This window comes from Phycisphaeraceae bacterium (assembly GCA_019636655.1).
Lineage (GTDB): Bacteria > Planctomycetota > Phycisphaerae > Phycisphaerales > UBA1924 > JAHBXB01.
Genome location: JAHBXB010000002.1, coordinates 501,541 through 515,737, shown reverse-complemented (window position 1 = coordinate 515,737; position 14,197 = coordinate 501,541). Strand labels below are relative to the sequence as shown.

At 69.2% G+C, this 14,197-nt stretch carries 15 protein-coding genes; 6 read left to right on the top strand and 9 right to left on the bottom strand.

What is annotated here, in order from left to right; genetic code table 11:
* Window positions 1-50: 50 nt before the first annotated feature.
* The 3 genes from nadA to pdxH all read right to left on the bottom strand — a co-directional run bounded on the left by nadA (window position 51) and on the right by pdxH (window position 3,486).
* A complete protein-coding gene (gene nadA, locus KF745_07635) occupies window positions 51-1,277 on the bottom strand; it encodes a quinolinate synthase NadA (protein ID MBX3358284.1) in 1,227 nt (408 codons plus the stop codon).
* A gap of 29 nt (window positions 1,278-1,306) precedes the next feature.
* Complete coding sequence (locus tag KF745_07630) at window positions 1,307-2,554, bottom strand: HDOD domain-containing protein (GenBank protein MBX3358283.1); 1,248 nt, start codon at window positions 2,552-2,554, stop codon at window positions 1,307-1,309.
* Window positions 2,555-2,766: 212 nt separating this feature from the next.
* Window positions 2,767-3,486, bottom strand: a complete 720-nt coding sequence (gene pdxH / locus KF745_07625; protein ID MBX3358282.1) for a pyridoxamine 5'-phosphate oxidase — start codon at window positions 3,484-3,486, stop codon at window positions 2,767-2,769.
* Window positions 3,487-3,596: 110 nt separating this feature from the next.
* Here pdxH and dnaB point away from each other — a divergent pair, with 110 nt between their 5' ends.
* The 4 genes from dnaB (at window position 3,597) to KF745_07605 (ending at window position 8,288) form a co-directional block, all read left to right on the top strand.
* Window positions 3,597-5,315 (top strand): replicative DNA helicase, encoded by a 1,719-nt coding sequence (dnaB, locus tag KF745_07620; protein MBX3358281.1) that lies wholly within the window; start codon window positions 3,597-3,599, stop codon window positions 5,313-5,315.
* Window positions 5,316-5,363: 48 nt separating this feature from the next.
* Entirely contained in the window at window positions 5,364-6,572 is a 1,209-nt protein-coding gene (ribB, locus tag KF745_07615; protein ID MBX3358280.1) for a 3,4-dihydroxy-2-butanone-4-phosphate synthase, read from the top strand.
* A 147-nt stretch (window positions 6,573-6,719) separates the two neighbouring features.
* Window positions 6,720-7,472, top strand: a complete 753-nt coding sequence (locus KF745_07610; GenBank protein ID MBX3358279.1) for a DUF1579 family protein — start codon at window positions 6,720-6,722, stop codon at window positions 7,470-7,472.
* 69 nt (window positions 7,473-7,541) lie between these two features.
* Window positions 7,542-8,288 (top strand): DUF1579 domain-containing protein, encoded by a 747-nt coding sequence (locus tag KF745_07605; protein MBX3358278.1) that lies wholly within the window; start codon window positions 7,542-7,544, stop codon window positions 8,286-8,288.
* Window positions 8,289-8,419: 131 nt separating this feature from the next.
* Here KF745_07605 and KF745_07600 read toward each other — a convergent pair whose 3' ends face one another.
* Window positions 8,420-9,661, bottom strand: coding sequence for a 6-phosphofructokinase (locus tag KF745_07600; protein ID MBX3358277.1), 1,242 nt, complete (start codon window positions 9,659-9,661; stop codon window positions 8,420-8,422).
* Between the two features lie 106 nt (window positions 9,662-9,767).
* On the opposite strand from KF745_07600, the gene KF745_07595 reads away from it, so the two are divergent.
* Window positions 9,768-10,862 (top strand): 6-phosphofructokinase, encoded by a 1,095-nt coding sequence (locus KF745_07595; GenBank protein ID MBX3358276.1) that lies wholly within the window; start codon window positions 9,768-9,770, stop codon window positions 10,860-10,862.
* A 15-nt stretch (window positions 10,863-10,877) separates the two neighbouring features.
* Here KF745_07595 and KF745_07590 read toward each other — a convergent pair whose 3' ends face one another.
* From KF745_07590 to mscL, 5 genes are all read right to left on the bottom strand, one after another.
* On the bottom strand, window positions 10,878-11,450 hold the full coding sequence (locus KF745_07590; GenBank protein ID MBX3358275.1) for a nitroreductase: 573 nt from the start codon (window positions 11,448-11,450) through the stop codon (window positions 10,878-10,880).
* Window positions 11,447-11,857, bottom strand: coding sequence for a polymer-forming cytoskeletal protein (locus KF745_07585; protein ID MBX3358274.1), 411 nt, complete (start codon window positions 11,855-11,857; stop codon window positions 11,447-11,449). The genes KF745_07590 and KF745_07585 overlap by 4 nt, the downstream gene beginning before the upstream one ends.
* A 75-nt stretch (window positions 11,858-11,932) precedes the next feature.
* A complete protein-coding gene (locus KF745_07580) occupies window positions 11,933-12,373 on the bottom strand; it encodes a polymer-forming cytoskeletal protein (GenBank protein MBX3358273.1) in 441 nt (146 codons plus the stop codon).
* A 158-nt stretch (window positions 12,374-12,531) separates the two neighbouring features.
* Window positions 12,532-13,083: a type II secretion system protein gene (locus tag KF745_07575; protein ID MBX3358272.1), complete on the bottom strand. Its 552-nt coding sequence runs from the start codon at window positions 13,081-13,083 to the stop codon at window positions 12,532-12,534.
* Between the two features lie 137 nt (window positions 13,084-13,220).
* A complete protein-coding gene (gene mscL, locus KF745_07570; GenBank protein ID MBX3358271.1) occupies window positions 13,221-13,658 on the bottom strand; it encodes a large conductance mechanosensitive channel protein MscL in 438 nt (145 codons plus the stop codon).
* Between the two features lie 162 nt (window positions 13,659-13,820).
* On the opposite strand from mscL, the gene KF745_07565 reads away from it, so the two are divergent.
* Window positions 13,821-14,192: a hypothetical protein gene (locus KF745_07565; protein MBX3358270.1), complete on the top strand. Its 372-nt coding sequence runs from the start codon at window positions 13,821-13,823 to the stop codon at window positions 14,190-14,192.
* Window positions 14,193-14,197: the final 5 nt, after the last annotated feature.

Here is a 14,197-nt window from a genome sequence, read left to right as displayed (position 1 = left end):
CTCCCCCCTACCTCCGGCCTGCCCACGACTGACCGCTGCACCTGCTGCGGCTAGTCCACCAGCGCGGGCGCTTTGGCCGCCGGCGCAGCGCCCGCGGGTGCGAGGCGAAGCATCCGGTCGACGGCCTCCAGCGCGTGCTTTCGGGCCTCGGCGTGGACGGAGACGGTGTTGACGACCTTGCCCCGGGCCAGGTTGTCGAGGACCCAGCAGAGGTGGGCCTGGTCGATGCGGTACATGGTGGTGCACAGGCACTGGCAATCGGAGAGGATGCGGACGTGCACGCCCCGCTTCGCCGCGTCGCGGGCCAGGCGGTTGACCAGGTGCACCTCGGTGCCGACGGCCCAGCGCGAGCCGGGCTGGGCCTCGGAGATCGTCCTGATGATGAACTCGGTCGACCCGGCGAGGTCCGCCTTGTCGACCACCTCCTTGCTGCACTCGGGGTGCACAAGGATGCGGGTGCGTTCGCCGGCGGCGCGGCCGGCGTTGAGCGCCGCGATCTCGTCGCAGTGCTCCGGGCGGAAGAGCTTGTGGACCGAGCAGTGACCGGCCCAGAGGATGACGGCCGACCGCTCGAGTTGCTTCGCGGTCGCGCCGCCGAGGGCCTTCCCCTGCCGGGTGGCGCGCGGGTCATAGAGGCACGTCTTCTTCTCGACGTCCAGCCCCGCGGCCGCGGCGGTGTTGCGGCCCAGGTGCTGGTCGGGGAGGAACAGCACCTTGATCTGCTCGCCCTTCTTCTTCGGGACCGTGCCGCCGGTCATCGCCCAGTCGAAGACCAGTCGCGCGTTGGAGGAGGTGCACACCGCGCCGCCGTTGCGGCCCACGAACGCCTTGATCGCGGCGGTGGAGTTGATGTACGTCACGGGGATGACCCGTCCGTTCCAGCCCTCGTCCTTGAGCGCGGCGTGGATCGCGTCCCACGCCTCCACGGCGTCGTCGTAGTCGGCCATGTCGGCCATGGAGCAGCCGGCGGAGAGGTCCGGCAGGATCACGCGCACGCCGTCGGGCGTGAGCATGTCGGCGGTCTCGGCCATGAAGTGAACGCCGCAGAAGACGACGTACCCGGCGCCCTGCTCGGTCACCTTCCTTGCCGCGAGCTGAGAGAGCTTGAGCGAATCGCCGGTGAAGTCGGCGTGCCGGATGACCTCGTCGGTCTGGTAGTGGTGCCCGAGGATCACGACGCAGGAGCCGAGTTCCCTCCGTCGGGCGGTGATGCGGCGGGCGAGTTCGTCTTCGGAAGCGGACACGTACTCGTCAGCAAGCGACGGCTGCCACAGCATGGCTGATCGTATGCGGCAGGAGGGCGGGCCTAGGCCGCGAGCGACTTGATCTCAGCCGCGAGCCGGCGCAGTTCCAGGTCCGAGGCCTCATCGAGGCCCAGCGATCGGCGGAGCGATCCGGGGGTGGTTACGCGGGGGTCGACCTCGCAGACCACCAGCGGCTCGCCGCGGTCGGAGTTGATCAGCACGCGCACCTGCCCCTGCGCCGCGGGCTCGTAGCGGATCTCCAGCCCGGCGACGTCGATGCTCGCGGGGCGGTCGCGGGTGTGCGCCGCGAACTCGCGGACCAGGCGCGTGTCGATGGCGTCGATGAGCTGCCGGTGCGCCGCCTCGGCGATGGCGTCGACGTTGGCCAGCGGGCCGGCGACGTCGGAGAACATCTGGGAGATCGCGCCGAACTCCCGCACCGCCGAGCCCACGGCCGCCGAGAGGTCCGGCGCCGGCAGGCCGAGCACGCGGCAACCGACCTCGGGCAGCGGAATCGCCTCGGCGGGCACGCACCCGGCGTCGAGCCGGACCTGCCCGCAGTAGAACGCGATGCGCTGCAGGACCGTGAGCGGATCGGGGAGCGGTGGCGGGGGCGGGCCGCCGTCGGAGACTATTGGGGCCGGCTGCGCGTGGTGCCACACGATCGGCTTGGCGAGCATCGGAGGCAGTTTCCAGCGGCGCACCAGGGCGGTCACGATGTCGACGTGGGTGAACTCCAGGTTCGCCCGCTCGGACTCGAAGAGCGACTGCGGCGAATCCGTCGAGCGGAACAGCGGTTCGTACGCCGGGCCCGTCAACGAGGCCATCAGGGGAATCCCGCAGTCGAGCATCAGCCCGATGACGAACGCCTCCGACGCCACCTCGGGGCACACCACGCGCGCCATCGCGCCGCACAGGCAGGCGCGGAAGACCGACTGCCCCCACACCTCGCGCGACAACTCGCGGCTGCCCGCGGACGTCGCCGAGCGGCACAGGTAGAACCCCAGCGAGATTGACTTCACCCGCTCAAGCCCCAGCAGCACCAGCGCCCGCTCGGGCTTGCTGACCGGCGATCGCTGGGCGAAGTACGCGGAGTTGGCCAGTTTCAGCAGCCGCCCGGTCAGAGCGGCGTCGTTGCGGATCACATCGCCGAACTCGCGCAGTTGCGAGTCCGGGTCCTGTACCAGGTCGAGAATCCGGGCCGCGATCCGCGGCTGGGTTTCGACGGCCACGGTGTCCAGGGCCCGCTCCAGCCGGAGCTGAAACTCCTCGAGGTCGCCGGCCGGGGTGTCGGAAGTGTGTGCTGTCATGGCGCGGGTCCTCGATACACATATCGCGCCGGGCTTCCGGGGCCGGAGCAGCGGGGGTATTTCCCGGGGGGATCCCCGGGTCCACAGTCCTTCATCGGCCCGTTTTGCTTTCTCTTGAACCACGAAGTTGTGGACACCCGTTCAGGTGGGCATGATTCCCGGACCACCGGCCCGGGCGGGGGAAAGGGAGGGGGAGGGGGGCTCCCCCTTCCTCAGGGTTGCAGGCGGGTCCCTACCCAGGGGCCGTCGGCGATGAATCCGCTGCCCGATCCGGGCCGGGCGATCAGCGGCCGCACCCAGCGTGCCCGGTCGTGAAGGCGCGCGGACGATCCGACCCACAACTCCACCTGCTCGGCGAGGAGTGTGTACCCGCCCCAGTGCGGCGGGCGGGGGATCGCGACTTCGGTATCGGCGGCCGGCGGTGCGAGCGGGTCGATGCCGAACCGTCGCATCGTCGCCTCGACCTTCGCCGCGAGGGCCGCCCTGGAGGCGATCGGCTCGCTCTGGTCGCTGGCCCATGCGCCCAGGCGGCTCATCCACGGGCGCGAGCTGAAGTAGGCGTCGCTCGCCGCATCGGGCGCACGGGCGACGACGCCCTCGATCCGCACCTGGCGATCGGCCGCGTCCCAGTGAAAGCACGCGGCGGCGCGGCGAGTCGCGTCCAGTTCTCTCCCCTTGCGCCCGGCGTAGTTGGTGAAGAACGTGATCGAACCGGCGGCAGGGTCGACGCCCTTGCACAGGACGATGCGGCAGGAGGGCCGCCCCCGCTCATCCACGCTGGCGAGGGCCATGGCGTTGGGGTTGGGCTGGAGGCGCTGCTGCTCAGCCTCGCGGAGCCAGGCGTGAAAGAGCGGAAAGGGATCCGGGGGCAGCGGCTCGGGGAGCGACTGACCTAGGGCCGGGGCGTCGGACTGGTCGGCGTTTCGGGACATCTTTCGGATAGTCTAGTGGGGGCCCGGGACAGCACTGGGACAACCTGTTAAGTGCTGTCGGGAGGGCACGGTTGGGCCGCGCCCCCCGGCGCATGGCATAGGCTGGGTTCATGACGACCTTGGGCACGGGCATGGACGACCGGGCGAGCGATTCCCGATGGAGCGGCGGCCGCGGCGGGCGGGGGCGCGAAACGGTCGTCCAGCTCGGGCGCGTCTTCGACAAACTCCCGCCGCACTCCCCGGAGGCCGAGCAGGCGCTGCTGGGGGCGATGATCCTTGACCCCAGGGTCGTCGGCGACGTGATCTCCATCGTCAAGTCCAAGGAGGCCTTCTATTCGGAGGCCAACGGCGAGATCTTCGCCGCCTTGGTCACGCTGTACGACCGACACCAGTCCGGCGATCTGGTGCAGCTCAACGAGCTGCTGCGAGACAAGGACCTGCTCAAGGACGTGGGCGGGGCAGACTACCTCGTCCGCCTGGCCCACGAGACCCCGGCGGTCGCCAGCGCCCCGCACTTTGCCCGCATCGTCGCGGACAAGCACAAGCTCCGCCGCCTGATCGCCGCGGCGGGGCAGATCGCCTTCGACGCGTACCACAGCGGGGAGATCGGCGTGGACGGGGCGAGGGAGATCATCGACACCGCCGAGCAGCGGGTGTTCGAGATCGCGCAGGAGGAGCAGACGGCCGACCCGCAGGCGCTGGCCGACCTGGTGCAGGTCGAGTACGAGCGGCTCGAGGCGCTGCACGGCAAGGGCGTCAGCGGCATCCGCACCCACTTCCACGACCTGGACGAACTGACCAGCGGGCTGCAGCAGGGGGAACTGATCATCATCGCCGCGCGGCCCTCGATGGGCAAGACTGCGCTGGCGCTCAACCTGGCGCACCAGGTCGCCCTGGGCGGCACGCCCGAGACCGCGGGTGGCGCGGGCTCGGCGGCCAAGACGCCGGTGGGGTTCTTCTCGCTGGAAATGTCCAAGAGCTCGATCTCGCAGAGGCTCCTGAGCGCCGAGTCGCGCGTCAGCGCCCAGAAGATGCGGGCGGGCACCATGAACCCGGACGAGTGGCAGAGCGTGCTCCGCGCCTGCGGCACGCTCTCCGAGGCCCCGCTGTACATCGACGACACCCCGGGCCTCTCCATCCTGATGCTCCGCGCCCGGGCCCGGCGCATGGTCGCGCTGTACGGCGTGAAGTGCCTCTTCGTCGACTACCTCCAGTTGATGAGTTCGCCCCAGGCGGCGCGAGAGAGCCGGCAGGTCGAGGTCTCGGCGATCAGCCGCGGCATCAAGGCGCTGGCCCGCGAGTTGAACATCCCGGTGGTGTGCCTCAGCCAGCTCAACCGCGGGCCCGAGAGCCGCGAGGCCAACCGGCCCCGCATGAGCGACCTGCGCGAGTCCGGCTCGATCGAGCAGGACGCCGACGTCGTCATGCTCCTGCACCGCGAGGAGTACTACCACATCGGCGACCCCAACTGGCTCGCCGACAACCCGGACAAGGAGGGCCTGGCCGAACTCATCATCGCCAAGCAGCGCAACGGCCCCACCGACACCGTCAAGATGACCTGGGACAACACCACCACACGCTTCAAGAACCACAGCGGGATCCGCGGCGGCGGCGGCTACGCCGATTCCGGGTACGGCGGCGACGACTTCGGCATGGGCCCGCGGGGCGGCGGCAGCGGAGCCCCGAGTTATAAGGTGCAGGTCAAGTCCTTCGCGCCGGGCCCCAAGACCGGCCCCATCGCCGACCACCGCGACGGCGGCGGGCCGGATCGATCCCACGCCGGTCACGGCGATTTCGACGACGGGGGTGACCTGGACATCCCGATCTGATGCAGCGCCGGGCAAGGTCCGCTGGCGGGTTGCCTCTACCATCCCGCCATGCCGTTCTCCCCGATCCCCGACATCCTCGCCGACCTCCGCGCCGGCAAGATGATCGTCCTGACCGACGATGAGCGCCGCGAGAACGAGGGTGACCTGGTCCTCCCCGCGCAGTTCATCACCCCCGAGGCGATCACCTTCCTCCTCACCGTCGCCCGGGGCTACCTCTGCCTCTCGCTCACCGAGGCCGACTGCGACCGCCTCGACCTGCACCCCCAGGCCGCGGTCAACACCACGGTGCGCGGCACGGCGTTCACCGTCTCCATCGACGGCCACCCGCGCCACGGGTTCACCACCGGCGTCTCCGCCAAGGAGCGGGCCCGCTGCATCCGCATGGCGATCGATCCCGATTCCCGCCCCGACGACTTCGTGCGGCCCGGCCACATCAACCCGCTGCGCTCGCGCGACGGCGGCGTGCTCGTCCGCACGGGCCAGACCGAGGGCTCGATCGACCTCTGCCGCATGGCAGGCCTGACGCCCGCCGCGGCGATCATCGAGATCATGCGCGACGACGGCGAGATGGCGCGGCTCCCCGACCTGGAAGCGCTGTGCGCCAAGCACGACCTGAAACTCTGCTCCGTCGCGCAGGTGATCGAGCACCGCCTCGCCCGGGAGTCGCTGGTCAAGCGGCTGGCGCCGGCCGGGGGCGTTCCGCTGCGGTCCAAGTGGGGGGGCGAGTTCACGCTCATGGCCTTCGAGTCGCTGGTCGATCCGCTCCCGCACGTGGTGCTCGCGGCGGGGGGCGTGGGGGCGCTGCTGGACACCTCGGGCCTCGCCTCGCCGGATGATGACCGGCCGACGCTGGTTCGGGTCCACCGCCGGCACACGCTGGGGGATGTCTTCGGCGACCTGGATTCCTCACCCGAGGGGCCGACCGGGGACACGCTGCATGCGTCGATGCGGGCGATCCAGGCTGAGGGCCGCGGCGCCGTGGTTTACCTGCGGCCCGAGACCGTGGGCGACGGGCTGCTGCAGCGGCTCAACTCCCTCCGCCGGACCGACGACCCAGGGCCGGGCGCGAACGATCCCCACCTGACCGCCGCCGCGTCGAACGCGGTGCCGCCGATGGTCCGCGAGATCGGTGTGGGGAGCCAGATCCTGCGGAACCTCGGCCTGCGGAATCTGCGGCTGCTCACCAACCACGCGACGGATTGGCCGGGGCTGGATGCGTTCGGGCTGCGGATCGTGGAACGCGTGCCGATTGGGTGACACGCGAGCGCGGAGGGGAATGACCAGGGGTGTTGGTGTGTTGATTGTGCACCGAAGCCCTGCTTGACCCGACTTGATGTTTGGACTATGATAGGTCATCGTGGGAGACGGGGGTTCGCTCCGCGGGTGATGTCTTGGAGTTGTCCGATGGCCAGATGGCGCAGCGTGCCGGTGCTGATGTCCGCGGTGTGGCTCGCATCGGCGATCTGCTTGGCCCAGGAGAAGCCGGCGGGCGAACCGCCGGGCAAGGGGGAGAAGGCTTCGCCCGACGCCGCGAGCGCGGAGCGGGAGGTGAGGGCCGCGGCGGTCCGCGAGGCCGGCCTGCCGGGGGAGATGCAGAAGAAGTTCGAGGTGCTGGCTGGGGAGTGGGACGCCTCGGTGAAGTTCAACATCCCCGGAACCAATGCGCCGGTCGAATCGAGCGGCCGCATGACAAATGTCATGGAGATGGACGGCCGCTACCTCCGCACGACCTACCGCGGGAAGACGGGCAGTCAGGTGTTCGAGGGTTCGGGGATCTGGGCGTACAACAACCTGGAGAAGAAGTACGAGTCGGTGTGGATCGACTCGGAGAGCACCGGCATCCTGTGGCTGAGCGGAACGGTTTCGGAAGACGGTCGCACGTTCACGCTCACGGGCGAGGCGATCGACCCCGCCACCCGCCAGAAGACCAGGCACAAGTGGATTGTCACATCTATCAGCGATGATGCGTACACGATGGGCTTCTACTCCGCGCGCGGCGAGGAGCAGGAGACCAAGACGATGAGCATCAGTTTCACCCGCGTGAAAGACGACCAGCCGGCGGCTGAGGGGCACGCCGGCAAGGCGGGCTCTGCGGGGAGCCCGACGGGCGGCAAGAAGCCGATCGAGTCCGACGCAGCAGGCAAACCCAGGAACTGACCGAGCTCGCGGCGACACCGTTGTACGGTGAGCCACGACGCGGCGGTGCGACCTTCAAGGAGTGATCAGATGAACCGAGTCCTTTCCCGAATCAGCACGTCGTGCCTTGCTCTAACCGTGATCGCCGGAGCTTCGGCGAGCCTGCTCGCGCAGCAGCCGGACAAGAAGACGGCCAACCCGGCCTCGCCGACCCACGCCGGTCAGCCGGCCAAAGAGGGGGCCGATGCGCACCAGCAGATGATGGATGCGTGGATGAAGCTCTCCCAGCCTGGCCCGGAGCACAAGCGCATTGCCCAGCTTGCCGGCTCGTGGGACGCCGAGGTCAAGATGTTCGAGCCCGGCAGCACCCAGCCCGCCGTCTCGCGCGGCACGATGGTGAACACCCTCGTCCAGGGCGACCGCTACCTGCACCACGAGTACAGCGGCGAGTTCATGGGCCAGCCCTTCACGGGCGCCGGTAACTTCGGCTTCAACAACGCCACCAAGAAGTACGAGGGAACGTGGTTCGACAGCATGAGCACCGGCATCATGTACAGCACGGGCACGTACAACGACGCGACCAAGACGTACACGTTGACCGGTGAGTTCAGCGGCCCCGGGCCCGACGGCACGATCGTGACCTTCACCCAGCGAGAGACGCTTCAGGTGGTCTCTCCCGACAAGCACGTGATGACGATGTACCACGGCGGCCCTGGGATGCCCGAGTCCAAGGCGATGGAGATCACCTACACCCGCTCCGCCGGAGACAAGGGCGCGACCCCCGCATCCACCGGCGGCGTCCGCAAATCGATCGAGAACAACCTGCCCAAGCACTGACCCTGAGATGACCAGGGGGAGGGAGGGGGATCACCCCCTCCCCGGCCCCCATGGCGCCAGAATCACAACGGGGCACGGCCAGCAGGTGCGGGCCGTGCCCCGGCTTGTTTTTGCGGTCGCGTCGCGGCTGGCTACAGCCGGGTCATCACCGGCAGCGGCCCTACGAGCGGCTTGGCGTAGTTCAGGAACGCCCTGGTCACGTTGTTGGAGCCCTCGATGAACTCCTTGGGCATGTGGCGGGTCTTGGCCGCGACATCGGTGAGCTCGACGCGTTTGTACCCCGCCTTGTACGGCTTGTTCTTCAGCCGGACGATGGCGATCGACCCGCTTGGCTCGCCCCGCATCGCGCACGAGACGGCGAACTTGGCGGCGTCGCGCGCCTCCCGGGAGTCGATCGGCGAGGGGTCGGGCCAGCAGCGCTGGAGGTAGCCGAAGGTGTCGGCACGCACGCGCAGGGCCTTCCCGCTGGGGAGCTTGACGTTCCGGCGCACGAGGTCGGCCAGGGCATCGCCGAGGGCGCCGACGCCCGAGAGCTGGATATTCCCGTGCGAGTCGCGGTCGAGGTTCTCCATCAGCTGGGAGATCATCGGCTGGCCGCGGGCGTCGGTGATCCCCTCGGAGACGGCGACCTGGCAGCGGCCCAGACGGGCGTAGACGCGCTCGACGTCGGTGAGGAACGAGTCGCGGTTAAGGGGCACCTCGGGGAGGTAGACCAGGTGCGGGCCGTTGCGGTCCGCGCCCTTCCCCTCGCCGCGGGCCAGCGCGGCGGCGGCGGTGAGGAATCCGGCGTGCCGGCCCATGACGATGTTGATCTTGACGCCCGGCAGGCTCGCGTTGTCGAGGCTGTCGGCCATGAACGCCAGCGCCTGGAACCTCGCGGCGGAGGGGAAGCCGGGCGTGTGGTCGTTCATCATCAGGTCGTTGTCGACGGTCTTGGGGACGTGGTAGCAGGTCATCTCGTAGCCGGCCTCGCGGGCCAGCTCGTTGACGATGCGGCAGGTGTCCGACGAGTCGTTGCCGCCGATGTAGAAGAAGTAGCGGATGCGGAACTTGGTGCAGGCGTTGAGGATCGCGTTGCAGTAGTCCCGGTCGGGCTTGTCGCGCGACGAGCCGAGCGCGGCGGAGGGGGTGACGGCGATCTTGTTCAGGTGCGTGAGCGGGAGCTTGGTCAGGTCGATCACGTCGTCCTTGACCAGGCCGTTGACGCCGTGGCGCATCCCGTAGACCTTGCGGATGTGCTTGTGCTTGCGCAGCGATTCGACGAGCCCGGCGAGCGACTGGTTGATCACCGCCGTCGGGCCGCCGGACTGTCCGATGATCGCGTTGCCCGCCTCGGCCGCACGGGCCCTCTTCACGGTGCGAGTACCTCTCATAGCCTTCTCCGTTGTTCCGTTCGCGTCGTTTGTCCCCTGGGTCGCCCATGGTACCGCCCCGGGGCTGCCGGCGCGCCGACTCGGTCGAGCACCCGGGAGTTCCGCCATGAAGGCCATCCGACGTATCGCTGTCCTCACCGCCGGTGGTGATTGCCCCGGCCTCAACGCCGTCATCCGCGTCGTCACGATGGGGGCGCTTCACGCGGGCGTCGAAGTCCTGGGGGTGCACGACGGCTACCTGGGCCTGATCGAGGGGCGGACCTCGCCCCTGGTCGCTTCCGACGTGCGGGACATCCTCAATGCCGGCGGCACGATCTTGGGCGCGTGCAACAAGTCCGACCCGCGCCGGTTCGCCGTGCGGCGCGATGCGGACGGCAAGCCGGTCTTTGAGAACGTCCTGGACCGGTGCCTCGACCTGCTCGGCAGGGAGAGGATCGACGCCCTGCTGGTGATCGGCGGCGACGGGTCGATGACTGTCGCCCAGTCGTTCGTGGAGGCGGGGGTCAACTGCATCGGCATCCCCAAGACCATCGACAACGACCTGGTCGGCACCGACGTGACCTTCGGCTTCCTCACGGCGGTCGCCACCGCGGCGGAGGCGATCGACCGCGTCCAGACCACCGCGGCGAGCCACCACCGTGTCCTGGTCGTCGAGGTCATGGGCCGGCACGCCGGCTTCCTGGCGCTGCATGCCGGGATCGCGAGCAGTTCGCACGCGATCCTGATCCCGGAGATCGAGGTCTCGATGGATAAGGTCGCCGCGCTGGTGCAGGAGCGGGCCCGCACGGGCACGCGTCACACTGTGATCGCGATCTCCGAAGGAGCCCGGCCCAAGGGCGGGGAGCAGGTCGTGCACCGCGTGGACCCGTCGTCGCCCGATCCGATCCGCCTGGGCGGGATCGCCAAGGTCGTCTCCGACGAACTGGAGCGGCGCACAGGGGTGGAGTCGCGGCACGTCGTCCTCGGGCACGTCCAGCGGGGCGGTTCGCCGATCCCGGCCGACCGGGTGCTGGCGACGCAGTTCGGCTTCCACGCGATCCGTCTGTTGCGGGCGGGTGCGCGGAACCGTCTCGTCGGGCTCAAGGGGCTCGAACTGGTGGACGTCGACATCCGCGAGGCCGCGGGGAAGCAGCGCAAGGTGCCGCTCGACAGCCCGCTGGTGGAGGCCGCGCGGGCGCTGGGTGTGTCGTTCGGGGATTGAAGGCCTTGCCGCGGATCAGCCGGTGAAGTGGGTCACGATGTCGGCCATCACCGGGCGCGGGCGGTCCTCTCGCGGCGAGGGCTCGGTCCCCAGGTGCATGAACCCGGCGAGACGCTCGTGCGGCGCGAGGCCGAGTGCCGCCAGCACGCGCCGGTCGTACGCGTACCACTCGGTCAGCCACACGGCCCCGTACCCCATCGCCTTGGCGGCGACGAGCATGGACATGCACACCGCGCCGGCCGAGAGGGTCTGCTCCCACTCTGGGATCTTCGGGTGCTCCCGCGGCGAGGAGATGACCGCGATGGTCAACGGGGCAGGGCCGAGCCAGTTGCCCTCGCGTGGCGGCCCCTTGTCGCCCCCCGCCGATTGTCCCGCCGCGAAGGCGTCGGCGATGACGCCCTCGAGGCGCCGCCGGCCCTCGCCGGCGATGACGATGAACCGCCACGGGACGAGCTTGCCGTGATCCGGCACCCGCGCCGAGAGGGCCAGCAGCGAGTCGATCTCGGCATCGGAGGGCCCCGGCGCCGACAGCGTGCGCAGCGCCGAGGACCGGCGGGATCTCAGGAGCGAGAGCACCTGCTCGTTCATGACGCGGCCGCCTTCTCCCGTTCCTCGGGCACCTTCACGACCGCGCCGGCGATGGTCGCGCCGAGTTCTACGGCGAGCGAGCCGGCGGTGAGGTCGCCCTTGAGGTGGGACTTGGGGCCCATGTGGACGCGCCCGCCGCAGATGATGTTGGCCTCGACGGTCCCCTGGATCTCCACGCCGCCGATCGCCTCGACACTCTGGCCGACGAAGCGGCCCTTCTTCTCGACGACGACGCGCCCGCAGGTCTGGATCTTGCGGACCGCGCGGTACCCCTCGACGACCACGTCGTCGAGCACGAGCCCCTTGTGGCACTTGGGGCACGTCGCGCTGCGAGCCTGCGCCGAGAGTTCGACGACAGCCCGGCAGTGGTAGCAGGTCACAACTCGTGTCGCGGGTGCTTTGGCCATGGAATCAACTCGCCGCGGCTGACGGGCGCGGCGCGGTCAAGGTCAGCACGTGTCCGGCGGACTCGCGGCCGGCTCTTATGGCTTGCGGACCGGCTGTCCCTGTCCCTGTCCCTGCTGCTGGTGGGCCGTCACGACGACGTTGGGCTTGCCGTCCTCGGCCGGGCGGCCGGAGGACTTGGTCGCGTCGGGTCCGATGGTGACGCGCCCGGAGACCGAGGCTCCATCAGCCACGACGAGCCGGGCGGCCACGACATCGCCCTTGATCCGGGCCTTGGCGTTGAGTTCGACCCGCTCGCGGGCGGTGAGGTTGCCTTCGACCAGGCCGTCGACCACAACCTTGCCGGCCTCAACCGAGGCCTTGCAGGTGGCGCCCTCGGCGATCTGGAGTTCGCCCTTGGCCGTGATGTTGCCCTCGAACGTGCCCAGGATGCGGGCGGTCGAATCGAAGGTCATATCCCCCTTGATGTGGGTGTCCGGGCCGATGATGGTGGTCTGATTCGAGGATTCCGGGGGCATGCAAGGCTCCTGCCGCGAGGGTGCAGGGAGGGAGAAGGACCCTCCCGCCTCGGGGTGGCCATTGTACCTCCAGATGGGGTCGAAGGGGGGGAAACCGGCGACCCACTCATGCGACCGATGGTGGGAGTTTGTGCGGACCGTGGTGTTTGGAGAGGCCTTTAGGGAGCGATCTCGAGTTCGCCGTCAGCGACCGCTGCTCCGCCGTCGACCGCCAGCGCCCCGTCGCCGCCGCCGGAGGGAGCAACCACGCCCGGGTGATCGCCTGCGAGCAGGCGGGTGGCCGGGTCGAGGCGCCAGCCGTGGGTGTTGGCTCCGGCCGCGGCGCCGCCGATGCGGATGGTGGCGAGCCGGTTGTAGGGGTTCGGGGGCATCGTTCGGAGGTAGGGGCCGAAGGGGCCTGTGCTGGAGACCTGTCCCGAGGCGGTCGTGCGGGCCGTCAGACGGGAGGCGACGAGGTCGCCGTCAGAGGTGGTGGAACCATCGGGCTCGTCGAGTGGGCCGCGGTCGGCGTGTTCGGCGGCGTAGTACTCGATGGCGCGGGCGATGAGCCGCAGGTTGGCGGTGGTGGCGGCGACGCGGCTGCGATCGGCGGCGGAAGAGAGCCGCGGGATCGCCATCGCGCTGACCAGCCCGACGATCACCATGACGATGATCAACTCGACCATCGAGAAGGCGGGCCGGGTTCGGTTTTTGCGGCGACAGGGGCGCATGGGATCGCGGGCTCCAGCGGGGAACGGGAGTGTGATCGGTCGTGCGGGCCGGTGTGCCCAGCCGCGCGAGCGCGGACACTCGGCGCCACGGTTGCGCGGGCGTCCCGGACGGACCTCGTGGCGGTTATCGGCCGGGATCAGGCCTGCTTCTTCAGGAGGTCGCGGATCTCGGTGAGGAGGACAATGTCCGGCGCGGGAGGAGGTGGGGGCGCGGCGGCCTCCTTCTTCTCAAAGCGAGACTTCGCGACGCTCATGGCCTTGATCACGGCGAAGATGCAGACGGCCACGATGAGGAAGTTGATGACCTCGTTGATGAACGAGCCGTAGTTGATCGTCGCGGCGCCGGCGGCCTTCGCAGCCTCTATGGAGGCGAACGTGCCCTTGTCGGGCGTGAGATTGATGAACAGGTCGCTGAAGTTGACGTTGTTCAGCACCTTCCCAAGTGGGGGCATCAGGATGTCGTTGACCATCGAGGTAACGATCTTGCCGAAGGCCCCGCCGATGATCACGGCTACGGCGAGGTCGATGACGTTCCCCTTCATCGCGAAGTCACGGAACTCCTTGATCAGTCCCATACGAGAACTCCTGTTGCTGGTCCGGCCGGAGAGGCCGGAGGGTTCACACGGGGTGCGAGCCTGCGATTCCGCCGGCCGTACACCCGCTGGGCTCTGCCCGAAGCCGGCAGGATACCGGATTTCAGAGGCGAGTATGATGGTTGAGTCATCCGGGAGGCTCAGATGAAGAAGGTCGTGGCTGTTGTGATTGTCATCGTGGTCGTGCTTGCGGCGGCCGGGGCCGGGCTGTTCTTCATGAACCAGCGCGCGGCGGACAAGGCCGCGAAGGCCCACGAGAACGCGAAGGCCCTGATCAAGGTGGCGGACGCCTACAAGAAGAACGGCCCGAAACTGGATGAACTGCTCGAGAAGTCGCACGCGGCGGCGGTGCAGTCGGCGACGTCAGCGATCCTGGGTTTCGATGAGGTGGCGTACAACACGGCGCTGTTCAGCGGTATCTGCCGCGATCTGTCGGCGGAGGGGAACCGGGAACTCGCACGCTCGGTGCAGATCTTCGCGATCGGAAAGAACTTCGTCAATGTGAAGATGGACTGAGTCCA

Excerpts from the sequence above, each read along its gene's own strand:
- nadA (MBX3358284.1), bottom strand. The coding sequence starts at position 1,277 with ATGCTGTGGCAGCCGTCGCTTGCTGACGAGTACGTGTCCGCTTCCGAA.
- pdxH (MBX3358282.1), bottom strand. The coding sequence starts at position 3,486 with ATGTCCCGAAACGCCGACCAGTCCGACGCCCCGGCCCTAGGTCAGTCG.
- ribB (MBX3358280.1), top strand. The coding sequence starts at position 5,364 with ATGCCGTTCTCCCCGATCCCCGACATCCTCGCCGACCTCCGCGCCGGC.
- KF745_07585 (MBX3358274.1), bottom strand. The coding sequence starts at position 11,857 with ATGGCCAAAGCACCCGCGACACGAGTTGTGACCTGCTACCACTGCCGG.
- dnaB (MBX3358281.1), top strand. The coding sequence starts at position 3,597 with ATGACGACCTTGGGCACGGGCATGGACGACCGGGCGAGCGATTCCCGA.
- KF745_07565 (MBX3358270.1), top strand. The coding sequence starts at position 13,821 with ATGAAGAAGGTCGTGGCTGTTGTGATTGTCATCGTGGTCGTGCTTGCG.
- KF745_07580 (MBX3358273.1), bottom strand. The coding sequence starts at position 12,373 with ATGCCCCCGGAATCCTCGAATCAGACCACCATCATCGGCCCGGACACC.
- KF745_07575 (MBX3358272.1), bottom strand. The coding sequence starts at position 13,083 with ATGCGCCCCTGTCGCCGCAAAAACCGAACCCGGCCCGCCTTCTCGATG.
- KF745_07595 (MBX3358276.1), top strand. The coding sequence starts at position 9,768 with ATGAAGGCCATCCGACGTATCGCTGTCCTCACCGCCGGTGGTGATTGC.
- KF745_07600 (MBX3358277.1), bottom strand. The coding sequence starts at position 9,661 with ATGAGAGGTACTCGCACCGTGAAGAGGGCCCGTGCGGCCGAGGCGGGC.
- KF745_07605 (MBX3358278.1), top strand. The coding sequence starts at position 7,542 with ATGAACCGAGTCCTTTCCCGAATCAGCACGTCGTGCCTTGCTCTAACC.
- KF745_07610 (MBX3358279.1), top strand. The coding sequence starts at position 6,720 with ATGGCCAGATGGCGCAGCGTGCCGGTGCTGATGTCCGCGGTGTGGCTC.
- KF745_07590 (MBX3358275.1), bottom strand. The coding sequence starts at position 11,450 with ATGAACGAGCAGGTGCTCTCGCTCCTGAGATCCCGCCGGTCCTCGGCG.
- mscL (MBX3358271.1), bottom strand. The coding sequence starts at position 13,658 with ATGGGACTGATCAAGGAGTTCCGTGACTTCGCGATGAAGGGGAACGTC.
- KF745_07630 (MBX3358283.1), bottom strand. The coding sequence starts at position 2,554 with ATGACAGCACACACTTCCGACACCCCGGCCGGCGACCTCGAGGAGTTT.